The 23,317-nt window shown below is 72.9% G+C and carries 17 protein-coding genes; 6 read left to right on the forward strand and 11 right to left on the reverse strand.

The annotated features are described in order from the left end of the window. Positions 1–32: 32 nt before the first annotated feature. From AABA78_RS03760 to AABA78_RS03770, 3 genes are all read right to left on the reverse strand, one after another. Entirely contained in the window at positions 33–2,051 is a 2,019-nt protein-coding gene (locus tag AABA78_RS03760; RefSeq protein WP_338261656.1) for a protein kinase domain-containing protein, read from the reverse strand. Positions 2,052–2,205: 154 nt separating this feature from the next. Continuing rightward, entirely contained in the window at positions 2,206–3,072 is an 867-nt protein-coding gene (locus AABA78_RS03765) for an NAD-dependent protein deacetylase (RefSeq protein ID WP_338261657.1), read from the reverse strand. Positions 3,073–3,178: 106 nt separating this feature from the next. After that, on the reverse strand, positions 3,179–6,346 hold the full coding sequence (locus AABA78_RS03770; RefSeq protein WP_338261658.1) for a tetratricopeptide repeat protein: 3,168 nt from the start codon (positions 6,344–6,346) through the stop codon (positions 3,179–3,181). A 132-nt stretch (positions 6,347–6,478) separates the two neighbouring features. Here AABA78_RS03770 and AABA78_RS03775 point away from each other — a divergent pair, with 132 nt between their 5' ends. Next, entirely contained in the window at positions 6,479–7,897 is a 1,419-nt protein-coding gene (locus AABA78_RS03775) for a TonB C-terminal domain-containing protein (protein WP_338261659.1), read from the forward strand. A 1-nt stretch (position 7,898) separates the two neighbouring features. Here the strand turns inward: AABA78_RS03775 and AABA78_RS03780 are convergent, their stop codons facing one another. Both AABA78_RS03780 and AABA78_RS03785 read right to left on the reverse strand, forming a co-directional pair. Continuing rightward, positions 7,899–9,398: an amidase gene (locus tag AABA78_RS03780; RefSeq protein ID WP_338261660.1), complete on the reverse strand. Its 1,500-nt coding sequence runs from the start codon at positions 9,396–9,398 to the stop codon at positions 7,899–7,901. A 68-nt stretch (positions 9,399–9,466) separates the two neighbouring features. Next, positions 9,467–10,204 carry a L,D-transpeptidase family protein gene (locus AABA78_RS03785; protein WP_338261661.1) on the reverse strand — a complete coding sequence of 246 codons (738 nt, stop codon included), beginning with the start codon at positions 10,202–10,204 and terminating at the stop codon, positions 9,467–9,469. A 295-nt stretch (positions 10,205–10,499) separates the two neighbouring features. Here AABA78_RS03785 and AABA78_RS03790 point away from each other — a divergent pair, with 295 nt between their 5' ends. Next, a complete protein-coding gene (locus AABA78_RS03790) occupies positions 10,500–12,998 on the forward strand; it encodes an RIO1 family regulatory kinase/ATPase domain-containing protein (RefSeq protein WP_338261662.1) in 2,499 nt (832 codons plus the stop codon). A 447-nt stretch (positions 12,999–13,445) separates the two neighbouring features. Here the strand turns inward: AABA78_RS03790 and AABA78_RS03795 are convergent, their stop codons facing one another. The 4 genes from AABA78_RS03795 to AABA78_RS03810 form a co-directional block, all read right to left on the reverse strand. Continuing rightward, on the reverse strand, positions 13,446–14,336 hold the full coding sequence (locus tag AABA78_RS03795; protein WP_338261663.1) for an alpha-ketoglutarate-dependent dioxygenase AlkB: 891 nt from the start codon (positions 14,334–14,336) through the stop codon (positions 13,446–13,448). 8 nt (positions 14,337–14,344) lie between these two features. After that, positions 14,345–15,058 carry a purine-nucleoside phosphorylase gene (gene deoD / locus AABA78_RS03800; RefSeq protein ID WP_338261664.1) on the reverse strand — a complete coding sequence of 238 codons (714 nt, stop codon included), beginning with the start codon at positions 15,056–15,058 and terminating at the stop codon, positions 14,345–14,347. A gap of 16 nt (positions 15,059–15,074) precedes the next feature. Beyond that, on the reverse strand, positions 15,075–16,490 hold the full coding sequence (locus AABA78_RS03805) for a LysM peptidoglycan-binding domain-containing protein (RefSeq protein WP_338261665.1): 1,416 nt from the start codon (positions 16,488–16,490) through the stop codon (positions 15,075–15,077). 96 nt (positions 16,491–16,586) lie between these two features. Continuing rightward, positions 16,587–17,057: a putative toxin-antitoxin system toxin component, PIN family gene (locus AABA78_RS03810; RefSeq protein ID WP_338261666.1), complete on the reverse strand. Its 471-nt coding sequence runs from the start codon at positions 17,055–17,057 to the stop codon at positions 16,587–16,589. Positions 17,058–17,219: 162 nt separating this feature from the next. On the opposite strand from AABA78_RS03810, the gene AABA78_RS03815 reads away from it, so the two are divergent. Genes AABA78_RS03815 through AABA78_RS03825 form a run of 3 tightly spaced genes read left to right on the forward strand, consistent with a single transcriptional unit; the run spans position 17,220 to position 19,529 of the window. Continuing rightward, a complete protein-coding gene (locus tag AABA78_RS03815; RefSeq protein WP_338261667.1) occupies positions 17,220–17,834 on the forward strand; it encodes a CAP domain-containing protein in 615 nt (204 codons plus the stop codon). Between the two features lie 37 nt (positions 17,835–17,871). Continuing rightward, on the forward strand, positions 17,872–19,062 hold the full coding sequence (locus tag AABA78_RS03820) for a cysteine desulfurase-like protein (RefSeq protein WP_338261668.1): 1,191 nt from the start codon (positions 17,872–17,874) through the stop codon (positions 19,060–19,062). Next, complete coding sequence (locus AABA78_RS03825; protein ID WP_338261669.1) at positions 19,062–19,529, forward strand: hypothetical protein; 468 nt, start codon at positions 19,062–19,064, stop codon at positions 19,527–19,529. The genes AABA78_RS03820 and AABA78_RS03825 overlap by 1 nt, the downstream gene beginning before the upstream one ends. Positions 19,530–19,536: 7 nt before the next feature. Here the strand turns inward: AABA78_RS03825 and AABA78_RS03830 are convergent, their stop codons facing one another. Together AABA78_RS03830 and AABA78_RS03835 are read right to left on the reverse strand one after the other, a co-directional pair. Further along, positions 19,537–20,421, reverse strand: a complete 885-nt coding sequence (locus AABA78_RS03830) for an EamA family transporter (protein WP_338261670.1) — start codon at positions 20,419–20,421, stop codon at positions 19,537–19,539. Between the two features lie 25 nt (positions 20,422–20,446). Continuing rightward, a complete protein-coding gene (locus AABA78_RS03835) occupies positions 20,447–22,003 on the reverse strand; it encodes a DUF4153 domain-containing protein (protein ID WP_338261671.1) in 1,557 nt (518 codons plus the stop codon). Between the two features lie 486 nt (positions 22,004–22,489). On the opposite strand from AABA78_RS03835, the gene AABA78_RS03840 reads away from it, so the two are divergent. After that, positions 22,490–23,296 (forward strand): endonuclease/exonuclease/phosphatase family protein, encoded by an 807-nt coding sequence (locus AABA78_RS03840; protein WP_338261672.1) that lies wholly within the window; start codon positions 22,490–22,492, stop codon positions 23,294–23,296. Positions 23,297–23,317: the final 21 nt, after the last annotated feature.

Genomic DNA, 23,317 nt, shown 5'->3' on the forward strand with positions numbered 1-23,317 from the left:
GGCTCAAGACCGAGGTGGGAGGAGGACGGGGCTCAGGTGGGCCCCTTGGCCGTGAAGGCCCCGGGCCGGGGCGCGGGCCCGGGCGCCTCCAGGACGGCGGGGGCCACCTGTTCGGAGGTGGCGTCCGCGGAGGACGCGGACTGGCTGCCCTGGCGGGCCACCACCTCGTGCACGCGCAGCGGCTGTCCTCCGGGCCCTGACAGGTACCGCTCTCCGGCGGCGCGGCAGTCGAAGGCGCCCGCGAGCCGGGCGGCCAGCGTCTCGCTCACCAGCACCTGGTCGCGCGCGGCCACGGTGGCGAGCCGGGCCGCGGTGTTCACCACGTCGCCCAGCACCGTGTGGTCCAGGCGCCCGCGCCCGGCGGCGCCCACGTTGCCGGAAACGACCGGCCCGGTGTCCACGCCCATGCAGACGCCGTGGGCGTACGGGGACGCGTCGCCGCCGCTCCACGCCAGGCCCTGCAGCCGCTGCTTCACCGCGAGGCACGCGTCCAGCGCGCGCGCCACGTGGCCTTCGCCCTGGAAGACGGCCATCACCGCGTCGCCCAGGAACTTGTCCACCACGCCGCCGCGCGACTCCAGCTCCGGGAGGATGACCTCGAAGTTGGCGTTGAGCCGGCGCAGCGCGGACTCCGGCGGGTGCTGGCGGGTGACGGCGGTGAAGTCCGCGACGTCCAGGAAGGCCACCGTGGCGTCCACCTGCTCGCCCGCGAGCGCGCCGGGGCCGCGCACCAGCGGCAGCACCCGGTCCACGATGCCGCCGTGCACGAACATGCGCAGCAGCGCGTTCTCCTCCGTGGAGCGCACCGCGCGGCGCAGCTCCGCCACGTGGCGCACCGTCTTGGCCAGCGTGGACTCCAGGTCGTCCAGGTCCACCGGCTTCACGAGGAAGTCGAACGCGCCCCGGTTCATCGCCGTGCGCAGGTTGGGCATGTCGCCGTACGCGGAGACGATGACCACCTTCACCAGCGGATCCACCTCCCCCACGCGCGACAGGAAGGTGAGCCCGTCCATGCGCGGCATGTTCAGGTCGCACAGCACCGCGTGCGTGTCCGGGTGCTGGCGCAGCGCCTCCAGCGCCTCCTCGCCGTCGCGGGCGAAGACGAAGCGGTAGACGCCGTCGCGCACGTGCCGGCGGAAGCGCTGGCGCATGAGCACCTCCACGTCCGGCTCGTCGTCCACCACCAGCACCGTGGCGGCCTGCGCGGCGCGGCCCGCCTCCACCAGCGCGACGAAGGCGGCGGCCAGCTCGCGCGCGGAGGTGAAGCGCTGCTCCAGCTTCGGGTGCAGGGCGCGCTGGAAGAAGGCGTCACCGCCCGCGCCCAGCTCCGGCACCAGCTGCGAGACGGCCACCGCGGGCGGGTGGAAGGCGCCGCGCAGGAGGGCGCCCACGGACTCGGCGCCGTAGGGGAACTGGCCGGTGAGGGCGCGGTAGAGCACCACCGCGAGCGACCAGAGGTCCGCGCGGGCGTCCAGGTCCGGATCCGCGCGCAGCTGCTCCGGGCTCATGTAGCGCAGCGTGCCGGTGAGCCCTTCGGCCTGCGCGGGCGCCCCCGTGGGCAGCAGCGAGCGCGCGAGCCCGAAGTCGAGCACCTTCACCACCTCCTCGCCGTCCACGTGGGCGAGGAAGAGGTTGGCGGGCTTCAGGTCGCGGTGGACGAGCCCCGCCGCGTGCGCCGCCGCCAGGGCCCGGGCCACCGGCGTGACGAGCGCGGCCACGCGGGCCGGGGACAGGCGCCCCTGCTGGGTGAGGCGCGTCTCCAGGTCCTCGCCCTCCAGCAACTCCATGACGATGTACGGCACGCCGCCGTCCACGCCGGAGTCGTGCACCTGCACCACGTGCGGGTGGCGCAGCCGGGCCACGGCCTGCGCTTCCTGTTCGAAGTGGCGGTGCGCCTCCGGCGTGCGCGCGACGACGTCCGAGGCGATGAGCTTGAGGGCCACGTGCCGCTGGAGTTGCAGATCGACGGCCCGCCAGATGGCGCCCATGCCACCGCCGCCAATCCTGCGCTCCAGCGCGTACCTGCCGCCCAGCGGGCGTCCGGTGTCCATCAGCCCTGTGTCTCCGTCCCGGGCACGGCCTGGCGCGCGTGCCTCGCGAAGCCGGGGATGATGGCACACCTGGCCCCGCCCCGGGCGTGCCCATTCGGTACCGTCGCCCAGGGCTCCGGGGCCCGGCCGCACGCCCGGTGTGGGAGGGGGAGCGTCAGGCGCGCGTCAATGCCTGGGCGAGCCGGGGCAGGACGTCGCCCGCCCTCGCCTCCACGCGCACATCCGCCAGGGCGTCGCCCCGGCTCTCCCCGATGTTGAGGATGCCAATGGGCATGTGCCGCTCCGCGGCGCGGGTGACGAAGCGGTAGCCGGAGTAGACCGTCAGCGACGAGCCCACCACCAGGAGCGCGTCCCCCTCCTCCACCAGCGCGAACGCGTCCTGCACCAGCGGCGCGGCGACGTTGTCGCCGAAGAACACCACGTCCGGCTTCAGCGTCCCGCCGCAGCGCGTGCACGCGGGGACGTGGAAGCCCTCCATCGCCTCCGGCGGCAGCTCCGCGTCTCCGTCCGGACGCAGCTCCACGACGGCGTGCGCGAAGTCCGGGTTGAGGCCCAGCATCCGCGCCTGGAGCGACGCGCGGGGCTCCTGCGCGCCGCACGCCAGACAGCGCACCCGCGACAGCGCGCCGTGCAGCTCCAGCACGCGCTCACTGCCCGCCGCGTGGTGCAGGCCGTCCACGTTCTGGGTGATGAGGCCGGGCACCACGCCCGCCTTCTCCAGCGCGGCCAGCGCGAGGTGGGCGTCGTTGGGACGGGCGGAGGTGAAGCGCGGCCAGCCCAGCAGGCTGCGCGCCCAGTAGCGCTGGCGCACCTCCGGCTTGTGCAGGAACTCGCGGTGCTGGATGGGGTTGCGCACCTTGTGGCGCGTCTCCGGGCCCCGGTAGTCGGGGATGCCGGACTCGGTGCTGCATCCGGCGCCCGTGAGCACCACGACGCGGCGTCCGCGCAGCAGCGAGGCCAGGGCGTCCACGCCCGCTTCGGGCGGGAGGGCGGCGACAGGGGAGTCCGTGAGGAGCGTCATTCCACCCTCCGTATAACGTGGGCCCCTCGCGCCCGCCCGCTGGCCGTGGTGCCTCCCGTCGGGGAGGGAGGCGGCTGGCGGGCCTTCGCGTCGCCGGGGAGAAGACTCACCGGGTGAGCGCGTCCCGGGAGGGGTCCGCGGGCTTCGGCGTGGCCATGGCGGCCTTGAGGTCCCTGCGCGCGGAAGGGGGCAGCCTGGCGATCCACCGGTCCATGGCCTGGCGGAGCTCCGGCACGGAGGACTCCTCGTCGGGCAGCGCGGCGGCCTCCAGGCGGGCCTCGGCGACGAGCCGCACGGCGCGGGCCGGGTCCTGCTTCGCGTCCCACAGCGCGCGGCCCAGCATGTAGCGCGCGGCGGGGCGCTCCGCCGGACGGGGCCGGGCGCGCTCCCAGCCCGCGACGGCCTTCTCCAGCGGGGCCAGCGCCTCGCGCGGACGGCCCAGCACCATGTACGTGCGCCCCAGGTCCACCAGGGCTCCCGTCCAGCCGCCGTTCACGTCGTCCGGCAGGGACGTCTGGAGCGCGGCGGCGCGCTGGAAGTACGGCAGCGCCTGGTCCGGCTGGTTGCGGTAGCTGAGCGTCTGCCCCATGCCCCGGAGCACCAGCGCCAGCGTGGGGTGGTCCGGGCCCAGGCTCTTCTCCACCTGCTCGAGCGCCGTGGCGAAGCGCTGGGTGGCCTCCTCCAGCCGGCCCAGGTGCACCAGCAGCGTGCCGATGTTGTTGACGATGATGGCCACGGTGGAGCTGTCGCGCCCCTCCGTCGTCTCCGCGATGCGCAGCGCGCGCTCGTAGAGGGGCAGCGCCTCCTCGCGCTTGCCCTGGTACTGAAGCGCCAGCGCCAGGCTGTTGAGCGCGTCCGCCACCTGCGGGTGGTCCGGTCCCAGCGAGCGCTCCAGCAGCGCCAGCGCGCCCCGGGCCAGCCGCTCCGACTGCACGAAGTCGCCCTGCTGCCAGCGCACGCTGGCCTGCTCCAGCCGGATGCGCGCCACGTCCGGGTGCTCGGGCCCCAGCGCGCCGCGCACGGTGCCCAGGGCGCGCTCGTACAGGCCCAGGGCCTCCTCCGCGCGTCCCTGCGAGCGGCGCACGGTGCCCAGCTCCACGCGCACGTCCGCGACCTCCAGGGCCTCCGGGCCGAAGCGCTTCTCCAGGAAGGACAGCGCGCGGGTGAGCTGCTCGTGGGCCTCCGGGTAGCGGCCCTGGCGCGACAGCAGCCGGCCCAGGTTCATCGCGAGCGCGCCGGCCAGCTCCCTGCTGCCGCCCAGCCGCTCCACCGCGGCGCTGGCGCGCTCCGCGGCCTGCTGCCCTTGCGCGTAGTGGTCCAGCCGTTCGCCCGTCACGCGCACCGCCAGCGTCCACGCCCGGGCGGCGGCGTCGTCGTTGCGGCCGGCCTCCGCGCTCCACGCGGCCTGGAGCACCGTGGCCTCCGCGCCCCGGTAGTCCCCTGCCCCGTCCTTCAGCTCCGCGAGCAGCAGCAGCGCGTCCGCGGCGCCGGACCAGTCCCCCGCGGCGCGCGCGGCCTGGGCCACGGGCTCCACGCGCGCCACGCCCTGCGAATAGCGGCCGGCGGCGCGCAGGGCCCTGGCGTCCACGAGCGCCTGGAGCAGCGAGACGGTGCGGTCCCTCGCGGCGGCGTCATCCGGCGAGGAGTGGCCCCGCGACGTCAGCGCCTCCACGTCCGAGCAGCCCGCCAGCGGCGCCAGCCCCTCCACCGCGCGGGGCGCGCGCTCCACGAGGTCCGGATCCGCCTGGGTGAACAGCTGCGTGAGCGCGGCCACGTCCGCGAGCCGCGCGTCCAGGCAGCGCATGCGCAGCGCCATCACCGCCTCGCTCTGCTCGTGCCGCACGCGGGTGGCCTCGCACGCCGCCGTGCGCGTCGTCACCCACGCGGCGGTGTACGCGTCCAGGCCCCGGCGCACGTGGCGGAAAGCGTCGTGCGCGAAGCGGCGCTGGGTGCCCACGAAGGCCGCCTCCACCGCCTGCTGCCGGGGCGCGTCCCACACGCCGTCCATGGCGCGCGCGGCGCCCTCGCAGCCCGTGGGGTCCCGGCCGTGGAGGACGTGCGTGAGGCCCACCGCGGACAGGAGCAGCAGCGACGCGCCGGCCACGCGCAGCCGCCGCGTCCTGCGCGCCGCGGGGTCGGACTCCAGCGCGGCGATGAGCGCCTCCATGGACGCGTGGCGGTCCTCGGGCTTCACCGACAGGCCCTTCAACACCACCTTGCGCAGCCACTGCGGCACGCCGGAGTGCCGGGGCACGCTCTTCACGCGGCCCGCGTGCACCGCCTGGGACAGCTCCTCCACCGTCGAGCCCGCGAAGGGACGCTCGCCGTAGAGGCCCTCGTAGAGCGCGACGCAGAAGCCGAACTGGTCGCTGCGCGCGTCGGTGCGCTCCTCGGGCGGGAACTGCTCCGGGGCCATGTACGCGGGCGTGCCGCCCTCCATGGCGCGCGGACGCGGGAGTCCTCCGGGCGTCACCGGCGGGGCCAGGGGGCTGGCCATGAAGCGCGACAGGCCGAAGTCGGTGACGCGCACGCGGCCGTCCTGGCCGACGAGGATGTTCTCCGGCTTCACGTCGCCGTGCACGACGCCCACCGCGTGCGCCGCGGCGAGCCCCCGGGCCACGGCGATGAAGACCTCCACCACCTGGCGCCACGGGTGCGGACCGTCGTGCTCCCACTTGCGCAGCGTGTGCGCGTCCACCAGCTCCATGGCCAGGAAGACCTGCCGGCCGAAGGTGCCCACGTCGAAGACGGAGACGACGTGCGGGTGGGAGACGCGGGCCATGGCCTGCGCCTCGCGCAGCACCTGCGTGCGGCCGGCCTCCGCGCCCAGCCCCAGCGCCTCCACCTGGAGGAGCTTGAGCGCGACGCGGCGGTCCAGCTCCGGATCATAGGCGGCGTACACGACGCTCATCCCGCCCACGCCCAGCATCTCCAGGATGAGGTAGCGGCCCACCGCCGTGCCGCGCGCGAGCGGCGGCGTGGGCAGGCGCAGGCGCGGCTTCTTCCCGCGCCACGGGTCCACGGCCAGCGTCGCCAGCTGGCTGTCGAGGACCTCCTCCTCCGGAGCAGGCTCGGGGGAGGTGGCCGGCGGTTGCACCTTCAGCGCCTCGGACACCATGCGCCGGCAAGAGGGACACGTGTCCAGGTGCTCGTCGACGAGCGCGGCCCTGTCGGGCGGCAGCGTCCCGAGCAGGAGATCCATGAACGTGGGTTCGTCCAGACAGGCGAGGGGCATGGGAGGCACGCGGAAGGGCGGCAGCACAGCAGGACTCACGGCCTGCGTCGAGTCACCCTGGGGACGTTCCAGCCGTTGAAGGGTTGCCTGCCCGGCGGGGGGTACGTCGGTTCGCGAACTTGGGCCCTGATGTGGGTTGAGCCAGAGGGGGCTTTCTGGAAGCGTCCGAGCATGCGGCGCCTGCGACGACTCGGATGGGCCGGGCTGATCTCCTTGGTGCTGCACGTCCTGCTGTTCGGGCTGTTGTGGACCGTGGAGCCCGCGCCGTCATCCACCGGACGCACGGCCCGGATGCGCGCGAAGACGGTCGAGGTGGAGATCGTCACCTCGCCACCTGTCACGTCCGGGACACCGCCGCCCGCATCGCCGCCGAAGAGCGACAGCACTCCGCCGCCGCCCTCGAAGCCGCGCCCGCCGGCGAAGGACGCACCGGCCCCAACGCCTCCGGCCGTGGCGACGCGGGAGCCCCCGGCGAAAACACCGCCCTCGTCGGAGCCGCGCGCGCCGGCGAAGGACGCACCGGCCGGGACACCGCCAGCGACCGCGACGCGCGAGCCCTCGGAGGACACGCCGCCTCCCACCGAGGCCCCGCGCCCTCCCGAGGAAGACCTCCCGCGCACCGGCATCTCAACCCATGGGCCTGTTCCGGATGGGGACCGGCCCACGGCGGATGCACCTCTCGCCCAGCCTCCGAGCACCCTCCCGCCGAACCTGCTTCCCTCACCCGGCTCGAACTCCGGGGTGATCATCACGACGCCGGAGAACTCGCGCGGCGGAGGCCGCACGCTGCGCCCCGGCGACCCGAGCCTGTCCGCCGAATCACTCGCCGCTGAAGAACACGCACGCGTGTCGGAGCGCGTGCAGGGCATCGTCGACGAACGCCGCGCGCGCGACCGCGTGGACACCGGCCGCATCCATCCCTACTTCAGCCAGCTGCGCGCGCAGTTGGAGAAGCAGATGGACGCCCCGCCCCTCTTCGACATGCCCAGCTTCCCCAAGCAGTTGCTGTACTCCTACGCGGACAAGGCCCGGCAGTTCGGTGCCACCGGATCCCCCGGGGACGTTCCGGGGCCCCGCAAGGCCCCCAAGCCGGGCGAGCTCATCGCACGGCGAGCCAGCAACGAGCCCGGCTACAACCGGCTGCGCGGCCTCACCCAGGCGGGCGAGGAGCTCCAGGACTTCGCCCACGGCGTCAGTACCCTGAAGCTCGTCGTCACGCTGGAGCTGCTCCAGGGCGCGGACGGCACGCTGCGCGAGGTGAAGCTCATCAGTCGCAGCGGCAACCGCGCCTACGACGACTACGTGCTCCAGGCCATCCCGCCCGCGCTGGGGAAGTTCCCCGCCCCTCCCTCGGACGCCATGGGCGTGCACACCGATGGCATCCGCAGCGTGTGGGCCGTGGAGGGCCGCGTCGTCTACGTGCGCAAGCTCAACGACATGAAGAAGGGCAGCGACAACGTCTACCTCGCCGCCCTGGCCGCCGCCGGCCTGCTCGCGGGCAACTTCGATGAGACGACCGGCGAGGTCTACGTCATCGACGTGCGCAACCCGCACTTCGAATGCCGCTCGCGCCTGCTGCGCGTCTACTGACTCAGGGCGTGAACGCCGGGGGCCACCGCACGCCGCCGCCCAGGGGCAGGAGCGCCTCCGCCACGTCGAGCAGCGCCCCGTCCGCCCACCGCCGCCCCACGAGCTGCACGCCCACCGGCAACCCCTTCGACGTGCGCCCCATCGGGAACACGACGACAGGACTCCCCGTCGCGTTGAACAGGCAGGTGAACCCGCCGAAGGCCTCCAGGTACTCGCGAGGCCCCCCGTCCACCTCCACCGGCGCGCCGAACGGCGTGTGCACCGGCGCGGCCGTCATCGCCACCGGCACGAGCCACGCGTCCCAGCCGGACAGGAAGTCCTCCAGCCGCGCGATGTGCCCGTCCCGCCGGGTCAGCGCCGCGCCGTAACCCGTCATGTCCATGCGGGTGCCCTGGACGATGGCCTTCGCCAGGAGGTCTCGCTCCAGGGGGAGGAACTGCTGCTGGTAGCCGTCGCGCACGGGCGGGGGCAGGGGCGCGCCCACCTCGCCGCCCTCCATCAGCCCCCACACCTCCACCAGGTCCGCGAAGTCCTGCCCCGCGGGCACCGCCTGCTCCACCACGGCGCCCTCCGCGCGCGCGGCGGCGGTGAAGCGCTGGAGCACCTCCCGCGTCTCGCGGTCCGCCTGGAAGGGCCCCAGCGTGTCCGCCCACGCCAGCCGCAGGCCCTTCAGGGCCCGGGGCTTCGCGGCCCCCACCGGCGCGACGGGCGGCACCTCCGGGGCGAGCGGATCCGCGCCCTCGATGAGCGACAGGATGAGCCGCACGTCCGCCACCGAGCGCGCCAGCGGCCCCGCGCACGCCATGTGGCGCACGTGGCGCGGCCCGTCCGGCGCGTCCGGGATGTGGCCGAAGGTGGAGACGCGGTGCTCCGTGGGCTTGATGCCCACGACGCCGCAGTAGTGCGCCGGCTGCCGGATGGAGCCGCCGATGTCGCTGCCCACCTCGAACGGGGTGAGCCCCGCCGCGACCGCCGCCGCCGCGCCGCCGCTGGAGCCGCCCGACGTGCGCCCCAGGTCATGCGGGTTGTTCGTCCGGCCCCAGAGCGGCCCGTGCGTCTGGAAGTCCCCGGCGAACGGCGGCAGGTTCGTCTTGCCGAAGAGGATGGCCCCCGCGGCCTTGAGCCGGGCCACCGCGGTCGCGTCCCGAGCGGGCACGTACTCCGCGAAGGCCGGATGGGCGGACGTCGTGCGCAGCCCCTGGGTGCTGAACGCGTCCTTCACCGTGAAGGGCACGCCGTGCAGGGGGCCCCACAGCTCGCCCCGGGAGAGCGCCGCGTCCGCCTCTTCGGCCCGCTTCCGGGCCTGGGCCTCGTCCCACGTCACCACCGCGTTGAGCGCGGGGTTGAGCTGCCGGGCACGGGCGAGGAAGGCGTCCAGCACCTCCACCGCGCTGACGTGCCGCTCACGAAGGGCCGCGGCCAGCTCCGTGGTCGTGAGGGACACGGGCGAGCGTGCGCCCCCAGGGACTCCGGACTCCTGCGGCGAGACAGTCGATTTCATGTGCGTGCTCTCCCCCGCTGGCCGGCCCCAGCGGCACCAACCCGCGACGTCCGCGTTCTACCAGCTCCTCAGCGCGCCCGGGCCTGGGGAGCCGGCGTCACCACGTAGGCGGACGCGGCGGCATCCACCTTCACCCGAGGAGGACGCCGGGTCTGCTCGAAGAGGCGGTAGCCCGGCTCCAGGCCGCGCCAGAAGGCCTTGCGTGCATCGGGGACGCCGGAGAGGGCCTCCAGCGCCGCGAGCCCCGCCGCGTCCAGCCTGCGCGGGAAGACGTGCACCGGCACGTCGCGGCCCATGCGCGCGCGGGCCTCGGACACCATCACGTAGAGCGCCTCGATGGGGCCGTCCTCGATGGCCAGGCAGCCGATGCTCACGCAGTCGCCGTGGATGTAGATGTCTCCCCCGGGGTTGGCGGCGCCCAGCTTGCGGTCCAGCGCGTTCGGGTAGCTCACCCGCATGGACAGGTGGTACGCGCTCTTCGGGTTGAAGAGGTCCACCGTGTAGAAGCCCTCCGGGACCTGGAGGTCGCCAAAGGCCCGCTTGGGCCCGAGCTCGCCGGAGGCCGCGCAGATGGGGAAGGTCCGCACCTTCACCAGCGGCTGCCCCTTGCGCCCCGCCCAGACCTCCAGCTCGCGCTCGGCCTTGAAGGCCCGGAGGTAGAGCTCCTCCGGGGGCCAGGACAGCCCCGCGTCCTTGTAGAGCTGGACCAGGCCGGCCGTCTGTCGCTTCCGGGCCTCCGCGACCCGGTCCTCGGCGTGGGCGCACAGCGAAGCCAACAGGACACCCCACGCGAGCAGGACCTTCATGGACGCAACGCTCCTGGTGGAAAACCGGTTGGACGCTGGTGAACGTCAATCCGGTCCCCGGGCAGGGATGGACGGCGAACAGGATACAGGGACGGGGGCACCCCTGGCCCCCTGCTTCCCAAGCTGCTAGCAAGCGGTCCGTGGTCCCTCTGGACGACGTTCAGCGTGACGGCGATGGAAACCAGGGGCTGCCCGGTGTTCTCATCTCCAACGTGCATCATGGCGAGCAGGGGCCGCCGATGTGCGCAGCGACTGAAGCTCCTCGCCCCGTGCCGTTCCGGCCTTTTGCCTAAGAATGAATGACTCCCTCGAGACCCTCCTCGCCGACGGCATCATCGACGCCGTCATCGGCCAGCTGAAGACGGGGAAGGAGGCGGAGGTGTGGCTGGTCCAGCACGCCGGCCAGGTCGTCGCAGCGAAGCTGTACAAGGAGCGCCACGAGCGCAACTTCCGCAACAACTCCGGCTACAAGGAAGGCCGCGAGGTGCGCAACTCGCGCACGCGCCGCGCCATGGAGAAGGGCAGCCGCTTCGGGCAGGCCGCCGCGGAAGAGGCGTGGAAGAACGCGGAAGCGGACTCGCTCTACAAGCTGCACGCGCAAGGGGTGCGCGTGCCCACGCCGGTGATGTTCTACGAGGGCATCCTCCTGATGGAGCTGGTGCTGGACGCGGAAGGCCAGCCCGCGCCCCGGCTCGTGGAGGCCCCGCCCCAGACGCCCGAGGAGGCCGAGGCCCTCTACCTGGACCTGCGCTCCCAGGTGATTCGCACCTTGTGCGCGGACCTCATTCACGGGGACCTGTCGCCCTACAACATCCTGATGAGCGGGTCCGGGCCGACCATCATCGACTTTCCGCAGACGGTGGCGGCGGCGCGCAACAGCCAGGCGGAGTTCTACTTCCGCCGCGACCTGGACAACGTGCGGGAGTTCCTGGCGGGCTTTTCGGCCCGGCTGGCGAGCCGTGCGGGCGACACGGGTGAAATCTGGAACGCGTACGTGCGGCGCGACCTGACGCCGGACTTCATGCCGTCGGGCACGTTCCGCGAGGCGCCTCGCAAGCAGGGGAGCCCCGGCCGCCAGGGCTTCCGGCAGGAGCGCTATCCGCTGGAGGAGCAGCCCCGGCGCAACGAGTTCCGTCCGGCACCGGCGCCCGTGGCAGCGGTGGAGGAAGGGCTCAGCGAGGAGGAGGCGGAGCTGCGCGCGCTGGAGGCGCTGGTGCTGCGCCAGGGTGGCGGAGAGCGCGGGCGGCCGGTCGTCACGTCCAGCCCGCGGGATGGGCGCAGGCGGGGTGGGTTCGGCGGGAAGCCGCCGCCGCGCACTGGCAGCGCGCCCCGGCCCGGCAACGCGGGACCGCAGCAGAACGCGGGGGCACGGCCGCCGCAGGGGGCGGGCACCAACAACCGCCCCAACGGCAACCCCGGTCGTCCACAGCAGGGAGCCCCGCGCAACGGAGCGCCGCAACAGGGGGCACCGCGCAACGGCGCTCCGGCGCAAGGGGCGAATCCTCCGGCGGCGCAGGCGGATGCGCGAGCGAACGGCCGGCCGCAGCAGGGCGGCCCGCGCAACGGCAACCCGCGCAATGAACCGCGCCGCGATGGGCGTCCGCCGCGTTCACCCAACGGCGAGCCGCGCATGAACGGCCAGCCGCACGGTGAGAACGGTCAGCCGCGCATGAATGGCCAGCAGCACGGCGAGAACAATCAGCCGCGCATGAATGGCCAGCCGCACGGTGAGAACGGTCAGCCGCGCATGAATGGCCAGCCGCACGGTGAGAGCGGTCAGCCGCGTATGAACGGCCAGGCCCCTCGCGGTGAAAACGGCCAGACGCAGCAGCGGCAGAACGGCCAGCAGAGGCAGAACGGCCAGGCTCACGGCGAGAACGGGCAGGCCCCGCAGCGCCAGAACGGCCAGCCGCGCATGAACGGCCAGCCCCCAGGCGGTGAGACCGGTCTGAACGGTCAGGCCCCACAGCGCCAGAACGGCCGAATGAACGCTCAGGCGCACGGCGAGAACGGTCAGGCCCCGCAGCGGCAGAACGGTCAGTCACGCCAGAACGGTCAGCCGTATGGCGGCGAGTCGCGCATGAACGGTCAGCCTCACGGTGAGCCGGCGGCGAACGCTCAGGGCCCTCGGCAGAACGGTCAGTCTCGCCAGAACGGGCAGCCGTATGGTGGCGAGTCGCGCATGAACGGTCAGCCTCACGGTGAACCGGCGGCGAACGCTCAGGGCCCTCGGCAGAACGGGGAGCCCAGGCAGAACGGCCGACCGCCGCGTGGCGAGTGGCGCGCGAATGGCCGGCCGCAGCAGAGCGGCGGACCCCGCCAGGACGGCTCGGGGGCGCAGTCGCGCACGAACGGCCAGCCCCGGCAGGACGGTGGCGACTGGACGGCCGAAGCCCCGGCGCGGCACGCGCAGGACGGGGCCGGGATGAACGGCACGGCGCAACTGTCCGGGGAGTCCCGCGCGAACGGTCAGCAGCGCAATGGCGGCCCCCGGATGAACGGCCGGCCTCCGCGCAACAACGGCTCCATCCAGGACGTCCCTCCCCAGCAGAGCGACGAGCCGCGCATGAACGGCCGACCGCCGCAGGGCGACGAGCCGCGCCAGAACGGCCGGGGCCCTGGAGCGAATCCCCGCGAGGCGCGAGGCAACCTGCCCAACAACGGGCCCCGGATTCCCCGGCAGGGCCCGGAGCGCGGCGCAGGGCGTCCCTCCCGGGGTGGCGCACCCCAGGTGAGCTATGTGGGCCGTCCGCCCGCGCCCTCGTCCTCGAACCCCGAGACGGGCTCCTCCTGAGCCTGCGGACCCGAGGTCCATCCCCGGGGCTGAGAAACTGAGAGCCCCACGGGGGCGGCCCATCCGGAGCCCACCGCACGAACTGGTCCGACTGTCGGACCAGTTCAGACCTCCGCGGCGGCCCCCAGTGGACCGGCCTCGTCGGCCGCCAAGTCTGGGGCTTCCCTCTTCATCCGAGCAGCGGCAACGGGTCCGACAGTCGGACCAGTTCAGACCTCCGCGGCGGCCCCAGCGGACCGGCCTCGTCGGTCGCCAAGTCTGGGGCTGTCCGCTTCATCCGAGCAGCGGCAACGGGTCCGACAGTCGGACCAGTTCAGACCTCCGCGGCGGCCCCCAGCGGACCGGCCTCGCAGCCGCCAGGCCTGGGACTGTCCGCTTCATCCGAGCAGCGGCAACCGGTCCGACAGTCGGACCCGTTCGAACCGCGTCGCTCCGGACGCGTGCGCCCTACTCCGCCTTCACCGGCGGCTGCTCGCGCGCCAACTCGTCGCGGAAGAAGCGGCTGCCCTTCGCGAGCGTCGCCATGTACGGGCGCACGTCCTCGCGGGCCTCCGCGCTCAGCGCCGCGAACGGAGTCACGTGCGCGTCCGGCACGTAGCGGAACGTCAGGTTGATGCGCCGCGTGCGGAAGTCCGGCAGCTCCGGCGGCATCACGTGGCCCGCGCGCGTGTCCACCCGCTGCACCCGGTGGAACGTCTGGTCCTTCCACTGCGCCCCACCAAAGAGCTGCAGCGACCCGTCATCCAGCCACTGCTCCAGCACCACCGCGTCGCGCTCACCGGGCCGCGTGGACGTGACGAACTGGATGAGCGCGCGCTCTCCCAGGGACAGCGACGCCACCGGGCCCGGCTCGAAGTCCTTGTGCTCGCCCACGCGCGCGGTGTCCACCCAGCGGCCGTCCTCCAACCGGCTGCCGTAGAAGTTCACCAGGCACGTGTTGAGGTGCCAGCCCTGCGGCATGTCCGGGCCCCGGAACATCCGCCGCGCCAGCGCCTCCACCTTCGCAATCTGCCGCTCCAGCACCGCGGGGAACGGCTCCGCCTTCACGCAGCGGTCCTTCACGCCCTTCGGAGGCCGGTAGTAGTCCAGACACGCGAACTGCCAGTTGCCCAGCCAGTACACCGGCCGCAACAACCGCCGCTGCTGCTGCCCCTCCGGCGGCGGGAAGTGCTTCGAATAGCGCTCCTCCCACAGCGGGTGCAGCGTGCCCAGCCACGCCAGGATCTCCGCGCGGTCCGCGGAGGCCAGGAAGCTCGCGTTGTAGTGGTGGCCGGGCGTGCGCTGCGCGGCCTTGCGCGCCAGCGGGGAACCCGGGCCCCTGCGGGGAGGCAAGGCCATGGGGTTCCTCACGCCTCGGAGGCGGCCACGTCGAACGCCAGCTCGATCATCTCGTCGAACGTCGTCTGGCGGTCCTCCGGCGAGAGGTGCTCGCCGGTGAGGATGTGGTCCGACACCGTGAGCAGCGCCAGCGCCCGCGCGCCGAACTCCGCCGCCACGCCGTACAGGCCGGCGATCTCCATCTCCACGGCCAGGATGCCCATCTTCGCCAGCGTCGCGTTGAGCGCTTCCTGCGGGTGGTAGAACAGGTCGGACGTGAAGACGTTGCCCACGCGCACCGGCTTGTTGCGCTTCTCCGCCGCCTCCACCGCGCGCCGGGCCAGCGTGAAGTCCGCCACCGCCGGGAAGTCGTGCCCCATGGCGCGCATGCGGTTCACGTTGGAGTCCGTGCCCGCGCCCATCGCCACGATGACGTCGCGCAGCTTCACGTCCGTGCGCAGCGCGCCGCAGCTGCCCACGCGGATGAGCACCTTCGCGCCGTAGGTCTTCACCAGCTCCGTCGCGTAGATGGAGATGGACGGCACGCCCATACCGTGCCCCATCACCGACAGCCGCTTGCCCCGGAAGGTGCCGGTGAAGCCCAGCATGTTGCGCACCGCCGTGACGGGGCGCGCGTTCTCCAGGAAGCGCTCGGAGATGTAGCGCGCCCGGAGCGGGTCGCCCGGCATGAGGACCACTTCGGCGAAGTCACCCGGAGACGCGGAGATGTGCGGAGTTGCCATGGAACGCGAAGACCTTTCAGCGTGCGGTCGACAGACCGGACGGGACACCCGTGGGGACGGCCACCGGCGTCGGTGCCGGTGCGGCGGGAGTACACGGGTTGGGCAGCTTGCCCGAAGCCGCGGGCGCCGTGTTCACCAAAGCGGGGGCCTGCGTCTGGGGAGGCATCCGGCGCGGCGGCAGCTGCACCGGCGGGGGGATGGGGCAGTGCGTGCACGGCCCCTTCAGCGGAATCACCAGCCGCCGGCCGATGCTCAGGAACGTGTTGCGCATCCGGTTGGCCTTCTTGATGGCCACCACGCTGGAGTTGTGCCGCATCGCGATGCCGCCCAGCGTGTCCCCGTTGCGGACCTTGTACATCATGAGGTTCTGGTCCGGCTGCAGCGCCAGGAGCGGCGCCACCCGGCGGCCCAGCTCCTGCGCGCGGCCGTTGAAGAACCGCACGTGGAAGTGGTCGCGGTGCCGGCGCGCGTGCTTGATGAGTGAGTTGAAGCCCGCGTTGAACAGCGAATCCAGCCACGCCTTGTCCTCGCCAATGGACAGCGCGTAGTCGTACAGGACCTTCTGCACGCGCTTGTCCACGAGGATCATCTGCACGTCGGTGTTCACCACCAGCGAGCGCACCAGCGCCCAGTTCATGGCCACGTCGATGTAGCGCTCCCGCTCGCGCTCACGCACCGGCTCCGCGGTCGGGTAGTAGAAGCCGAAGTCCACGTCGCGGCCGTTCTGGTGGCTCTTGTGCGGGCGCAGGTAGCCGCCGTCCTTGGTGGACAGGCGGTTGACGCGCAGCGGGGGCACGTTCGGGTACTGAGTGCGCACCGCGCGGATGGCGGCGACCACGTAGTCCACCGTCTCCTGCGTGCCGTAGGCGATCTCCGGCGACACCACCAGCCAATCCTTGTCATCCGGCACGCGCACGCTGTTGAGCTGCCGGCCGCTCTCCACGAAGCCGATGGACATGGAGCCCAGCGTGGACGGGTCCTTCTTCCACGCCTCGGTGAGCGCCTCGTCGGACAGGTCGGCGGTGTACAGCGGACCGGCGGGCGCGGCGGGCGCGAGCGGCGCCTGCATCTCGCCTTCCTCGCTCACGCCTTCGTCGTCGGTGGCGGCGGTGGCCTCGTCGTCCTCCTCCTCCGGTTCCACGGGGCAGGGGTTCTCGCGCACGGCGGCGTCGGTGACGACCGCGGCCACCTCCGCCGGGGACGGCATCGCGGCGGGGGCACCGGACGCGCTGACCGGAGGCGTGCCCTGCTGGGGCTCACCCGGGGCCGGAGCCGTGGCCTGCGCGGGCGGCGTCGCGGCCAGGGTCTCCACGGGCGGCGTCGCTGACGCGGCCTGGGCCGGCGCCGGGGCCGGAGCGGGCGCCGGGACGGGGGTGACGACACGCGCGGCACAGCCGGCGCAGAGCAGGAGGATCAGGAGTGAGGAACGCACCGGGCCGAAGGATGACCCGAGATGCGCGGGCCACCAAGCGCGGAGCGCGATTTTGACTGCGCGTGCGCACCCCTGCCTGCCTGCTTCATGCCTGTCTCAAACGCTCCGCGTGAAGCCCTCCGCCTCCAGCACCTGCGAGGCACGCCGAGGCGTGAGCACGTCGAACGGCAACCGCCGCCCACCGCCCATGGACAGCACGCGCTTGTCCTTGCTCACCAGCCACGCGGCCCCCGCGCGCGCGGCCAGCGCGAGGAACTTCTGATCATCCCGGTCCCTGCACGGCGGCAACTCCACCGGCGCCCCCTCCCCGTCCATGACACGCACGAGCGCGCCGTACGCATCGCGCACCGCCCGCTGCGCGTCCGCCGCCAGCTTGAACGACGGATAGGCGAGCACCAGCGCCAGCTCCTTCAGCGTGTGCCGGTCCGCCCACGCCGTCAGCGCGCCCGAACGCAGCGCCTCCTTCAGCGGCCGCGTGAACGCGTCATCAAAGACGAACACGTCCAGCACCACGTTGGTGTCCAGCACCACGGAACGAACGGCAGGCGCAGCGGAAGGCGTCTTCACGGGAAGGAACTTTCCGTCACCAACACCGTCAACACAACCCGGCCCTCTCACCCGTCAATCACAATGCACGGGGCGTCCATGGCGAAAGCCGGATTCATGGACAAAGATGCATCTCGCTGAACCCCTCCCCCTGACCGGCCCCCGCCGGTGAAAGGTCTGTCCATGAAGCCCACGCCCCGTTCGCTGTGTCTGAGTTTGCTGAGCGCCGCTGCCCTGCTGGGCGGCTGTGGAGGCGAGGAGGCGCCCACGTCGCAGGGGGAAGGCGTCGTGGTGCCGCCGGTCCAGACGGAGGTCGCCGGCAACGGGCTGAGCGCGAGCGCGGCCTACTGTGACGACGTGACGACGTGGGACCCGGCCTGGGTGACGTTCGAGAACGACGTGCTCACGCTCATCAACCAGCGCCGCGCGGCGGGCGCCACCTGTGGCGGCGTGGCGAAGCCGGCGGTGGGTCCGCTCACGCTGGACACGCGGCTGCGCTGTGCGGCGCGCAAGCACTCCAAGGACATGGGCACGAACAACTTCTTCAGCCACACGGGCTCCAACGGCTCCACGCCGTGGCAGCGCATGACGTCCGCGGGCTACAGCTACCGGACGGCGGCGGAGAACATCGCCGCGGGCTACGGCACCCCGGCGGCGGTGGTGACGGGCTGGATGGCGAGCACGGGCCACTGCAACAACATCATGAACGGCGCGCTGACGCAGACGGGCATCGGCTACTTCAACGCGCCGACCAGCACCTACAAGGCCTACTGGACGCAGGACTTCGGCACGCCGTAGTCCCGGCGGGAGGGCCCGGGGCTATGCTTCGCGCCCCATGCCCTCCCCCTTCGCCGAGCACTTCCCCGCCCTGCGGTCCGGCTTCAGCTACCTGGACAACGCCGCGGGCGCGCAGGTGCCCACGCACTGCATCGACGCCATCCATCAGTTCCTTTCGGGTGGCAGCTGCAACGTGGGCCAGCCCTACGCCGCCTCCCGCGTGGCCACCGCGCTCAAGGCCCGGGCGCGCGAGGAGACGGCGGAGTTCCTCAACTGCCGGCCCGACGAGGTGATGCTCGGGCCCAGCGCCACCGCGCTCACCTTCCAGTTGGGCCGGGCGCTCTCGCGCCTCTTCCAGGCGGGCGACGAGGTGGTCATCTCCGAGCTGGAGCACGAATCCAACGCGGCCCCGTGGCGCGCGCTGGAGGCGCAGGGCGTGAAGGTGTCGACCTGGCGCGCGAGCTGGCCCGAGGGCCGGCTGGAGGCGGCGGAGCTGCGCAAGCTCGTCACCCCGCGCACGCGGCTGGTGGCGGTGACGGCGGCGGCGAACTCCGTGGGCGCGACGCCGGACGTGGCCGCCGCGGCGGAGGTGGCGCACGGCGTGGGCGCGTGGCTGTTCGTGGACGCGGTGCACTCCGGACCGCACCACCTGCCGGACGTGCGGGCGTGGGGCGCGGACTTCGCGGTGTTCTCTCCGTACAAGGTCTTCGGTCCGCACCTGGGCTGTCTGTTCGTGCGGCGCGAACTGCTCGCGGGGCTGCCGGCGGACAAGCTGTGGTTCATGCCGGATGACGGTCCGCAGAAGTTCGAGCCGGGCACCGCGAACCACGAAGGCTGGGCCGGCTGGCTGGGCTCGCTGCGCTACCTGCGCGACGTGCTGGGCGGTGGCCAGCCGGGACGTGAGGGATTGACGCGGGCCTTCCAGCGCATCACGCAGCTGGAGCAGCCGCTGCTGGAGGCCGCGCTGGAGCAGCTGTCGCGGCACCCACGCGTGCGGCTCTACGGACCGAAGACGTCCACCGGGCGCGTGGCCACCTTCTGTTTCAACGTGACCGGCCTGGCACCGCGCGCCGTGGCCGAGCACCTGGCGGAGCAGGGCGTGGGCGTGGCCGCGGGGCACTACTACGCGACGATGGCGGCGGAGGCGCTGGGGCTCATGCCCGACGGCGCGGTGCGCGCGTCGTTGCTGCACTACAACACGGCGGAGGACGTGGGACGGCTGCTCGCGGCGCTGGATTCGCTTCCCTGATGCCGGGAGCCCTCACCCACCGCAGCGTCCCGCTCCGCGTGGACTTCGACGAGCAGGGCGTCACCTTGCGTCCGCTGCTCGCGAAGTCTGTCTTCATCGCGTGGCCAGAGGTGGAGTTCGTCTGCGTGACGCCCACGATGGAGCGGCATCCCGAAGGCTGGCGGGAGAAGACATACACCTTCCTGCCCAAGGGCTTCCGCTCCACGCTCGAGACGTCGGGACACCTGTGGGTCGAGCTGGTCGTGAAGGACCGGCGCCCCATCCTGGCCCGGACCCAGGGCGCCTGGACCCGGCTGTGGCTCACCGGCCGGCTGCGACCCATGCTTGATGCGATGGACGCGTGGAAGGTGGATCAATCCCTCATCGGATTGGACCTCTACCGGCGCCGGTTGAACGCGCCGCTGGATGACCTGCTGGACCTGCTGGCGCGACACTGCCGGTTCGACCTGGTCGTCCACGACTTCTGAGCCGGCGTCACGCCTCCACGGGCGGAGGGGGGCTCCTGGCCGTCAGCGTCGCTCCCGCAGACGCGACGCTCACCAGCGCGACCGCCAGCCATTGCAGGGGCGTGAGGTGCTCGCGCAGGAACAGCCAGCCCACCACCGTGGCCACGCCGGGCTCCAGGCTCATCAGGATGCCGAAGGTGCGGCTGGAGAGCTTGCCCAGCGCCAGCATCTCCAGCGTGTACGGCAGCGCGCTGGACAGCAGCGCCACGCCCAGACCCGCGGCGAAGAGGCCGGGCGTCATCCGCTCCAGGTGGCCCTCGCGCAGCATGAAGGGCAGCACCGTCAGCATGGCCACCACCATGCCCGCCGCCACGCCCTGCCCTTCCGGCACGCGGCGCGACAGCCTCCCGCCCATCAGGATGTAGAGCGCCCAGCACGCCCCCGCCGTCAATGCCAGCACCACGCCCAGCGGATCCAACCCGTCGGCCTTCGCCGTCCACGGGGTGATCAGCACGATGCCCGTCGCCGCGAAGAGCACCCAGAGGAAGTCCAGCGCCTTGCGCGAGCCCACCACCGCGAGCACGAAGGGCCCCACGAACTCCAGCGTCACCGCGAGCCCCAGCGGGATGCGCGCGATGGCCAGGTAGTACGTGAGGTTCATCACGCCCAGGGCCACGCCGTACGGCACGATGGCCGCCCACTGCGCCCGCGTGTAGCGAGTCAGCGAGGGCCGGAACCAGGCCAGCAGCATCACCGACGCGAGCACCAGCCGCAGGCCCGCGGCCCCCACCGCCCCCAGGACGGGGAAGAGCCCCTTCGCGAGCGCGGCGCCTCCCTGCACGCTCACCACGGCGATGAGGACCGCGGGAATGGGGGGCAGGCTGGAGACACGGCGTCCGGCGACTTCACTCATGGCGCCGCAATCTAGCCAGGGTGCCTCACGGATTCACGGGCGCACTCCACGCCCCCGTCCGCAGGAGCGCCCGGCGCGCGAGGAAGCGGGAGAGGTTCCACTCCGGGACCGTGTCCCCCTGGGACAGCCGCTCCCTGTGCTCCCTCAGCACGGTCTCCAGACGCCACTGGTCCCCATTCTGGAGAGTGGAGGCCGCCTGGACCAGCCCGGGCACGGCGTCCGCTGACAGGTCGAAGAACATCTCGGTGTCCAGCGAACCGCCGGTGCGTGCGGACCGCTCCAGGTTGTGGCGGACGATGAAGGCCTCCGGGTTGAGGAAGTTGAGCACCAGCACCGAGCCCAGCGCCGTGGCGAAGGCGCCCACCGCGAAGCGCTCCGGCTTCCACCACAGCGTCACCGCGCGCCAGGCCAGCGCCGCGCCCAGCGCCACCATGAAGACATGCGTGTGCACGCGCAGCAGCGTGTAGCCGAACGCGTCCTCGTACAGCGACAGCCGCCGCATCGCCGACGCGAGGATGACCAGCGTCAGCGCCACCATCAGCGACGTGCCCGCGCGGAAGACGGTCTGCGCCACGCGCGTCTCGCGCCGCGTCCAGCGGTTCAGGGCCATCACCAGCGCCAGCGTGAGCGCGGAGACGACCACCAGTTCGAAGAAGCCGCGCCGCGCGTACTCCGCGAAGGAGTAGCCGGACGCGGGGGAGGACGCGTCGCCGACGAACAGGTACGCCACCTGGAAGGCCGCGAAGACGAAGAACAGCGCGTCCACGGCGAAGATGAGCATGAGCGCTTCAATGAAGCCCAGGCGCGGCGTGGCGGCCGTCACCTCCGCGTCCCCCAGCTCCTTCACGGCGCGGCGGCGCAGCGCATGCCCCAGCACGCCCGCCGCGACGCACGCGCTGAACGCGACGCCGGCGATGCGCGCCACCACCACGTCCAGCCCCAGGTCGAAGGACAGCAGCCGCTGCATGGTGGAGGAGAAGACCCCGTCCGCGGAGTCGAGCAGCAGCCCGAACACGAACAGCACCGGCAGCGTCAGCAGCAAGCCCCGCGACAGCGCCCCCAAAAAGCGCGAGTGGGCCTTGATGCCCTGCACGTCCACGCTGTCCCGCACGAGCGCCGGCGCGTAGCGCAGGGGCTGGACGGCGGCGCCGAGGACGACGGAGGCATAGTCAGTGAGCCCCAGCCGCTCCACGCGGCCCGCGGCCCAGAAGTGCGACAGCAGCATCAGGAGCACGGCCGCCGTCAGCACGTTGAGCGCCAGCAGCCAGGAGCTGTCCCGCACCGCCACGAAGCCGCTGACCAGCCCCAGCGGCGCCAGCAGCCACGCATTGGGCCGCGCCCGCTGCCAGCCTTCACGTCCCCCCAGCCACGCGAGCGCGCCCACCAGGGCCGCCACCAGCAGCGGGAAGCCCAGGCCCCAGCGCTGCCTGTCGAGCAGGACCTCCGCGAACACGCCCAGGGCAAGCGACGCCGCCAGCGTCCGGCGCGGGGCGCGCACCCAGGGCAGCAGCGGCCGGGCTGGTGCCGCGACGGAGGGGGCGGGAGAAGGAGGAAGGGGGGACAGGGGAACGGACGGGTTCATGGCGTCGGCACCTCGCGGGCGCGTTCGCGCCCGACATGACGCCAGGATGCACACGCCCGGCGGCATGGCCGGGGGCCTCGGGGACGAGCGGTCGCGGAGCCACGCCGAACGGCGCCTGCCCTCACGTGGCCGGTCGGCACCGCCAGCGGCTGGAGCGGCCCCACCCCGGGTCCACCTCACCGGCACCGGGAGTCCGCGCACGGCCCGACGGGGCGAGCCGCGCTGCGTCGTCGGACACTTCGAGCCGATCCACCCGGCCCCTGGGAGAGCGCGGTGGTAGGTTGCCGCCCGATGTCACCCTCGCCGCGGCCCCCCTTCCGCTTCCGTCTCCGCTCGAGCCTCGCCCTGTGGGGCGCGGTGCTCGCGCTCGCCGGCTGTGATGGACAGCCTGCTCAATCGCTGGCGGTTCCGGACGCCGGATCCTGCGTCCAAGGCAACTGCCCGCAGCCCGACAGCGGAACGCCGCCGGTCCCGGATGGCCCTCACGTGCGCATCGCGGCGTACAACGTGCACCGCCTCTTCGACACGGTCTGCGCGACGGGCTCCTGCGGCGGCTCCAACTACGAGGAGCTGCCCACGGAGGCGGAGTTCGCGGCGCAGGTGGACCAGCTCGGCCGGGCCATCACCGCGCTCAACGCGGACATCGTGATGCTGGAAGAGGTTGAGACCCAGGCGTCGCTGGACGGGCTCCTGAGCCGGGTTCCACAGTTCATGTACTCGCGGCTCGGGGAGACCTACTCCGCCGCGTCGGTGGACGTGGCGGTCCTCTCCCGCTTCCCCATCACGGAAGTGCGCAGCCACCAAAGCCAGTACATCTACAGGCCGGACGGCTCGGCCACCCGCTTCTCACGCGACCTGCTGGAGGTGCACCTGGACGTGGACGGCGCGCACGTCATCGTCTTCGCGGCGCACTTCCGCTCCAAGGTGAACGACGATCCCGGCCGCCGCGTCGCGGAAGCCTATGCCTCGCGGAGCATCCTCCTCGAATCCGTGAAGGAGTTCCCCTCCGCGCTGGTGGTGATGGGCGGCGACCTCAACGACGTCCCCGGGTCGGAGGCCATCAACGCCCTGGACGAGGTCCTGCTGCGCGTCGCCAGGGACCGGCCGGAGAGCGATACGTGGTCGTATGTCTATTCTGGCCGGGGGCAGGCCATCGACCACCTCTACCTGGCGCCCGGAGGGGGCGGCACCTACGTGCCGGGCTCCTTCCGCGTGGCCCGCGACGGCGATGGCTACGGCGGCTCCGACCACCGCGCGGTGTACGCGGACTTCGCACTCACGACGCCTCCTTGAGCGAGCGCGAGACGGCGGGCT

It is taken from the genome of Corallococcus caeni (genome assembly GCF_036245865.1).
Lineage (GTDB): Bacteria > Myxococcota > Myxococcia > Myxococcales > Myxococcaceae > Corallococcus > Corallococcus caeni.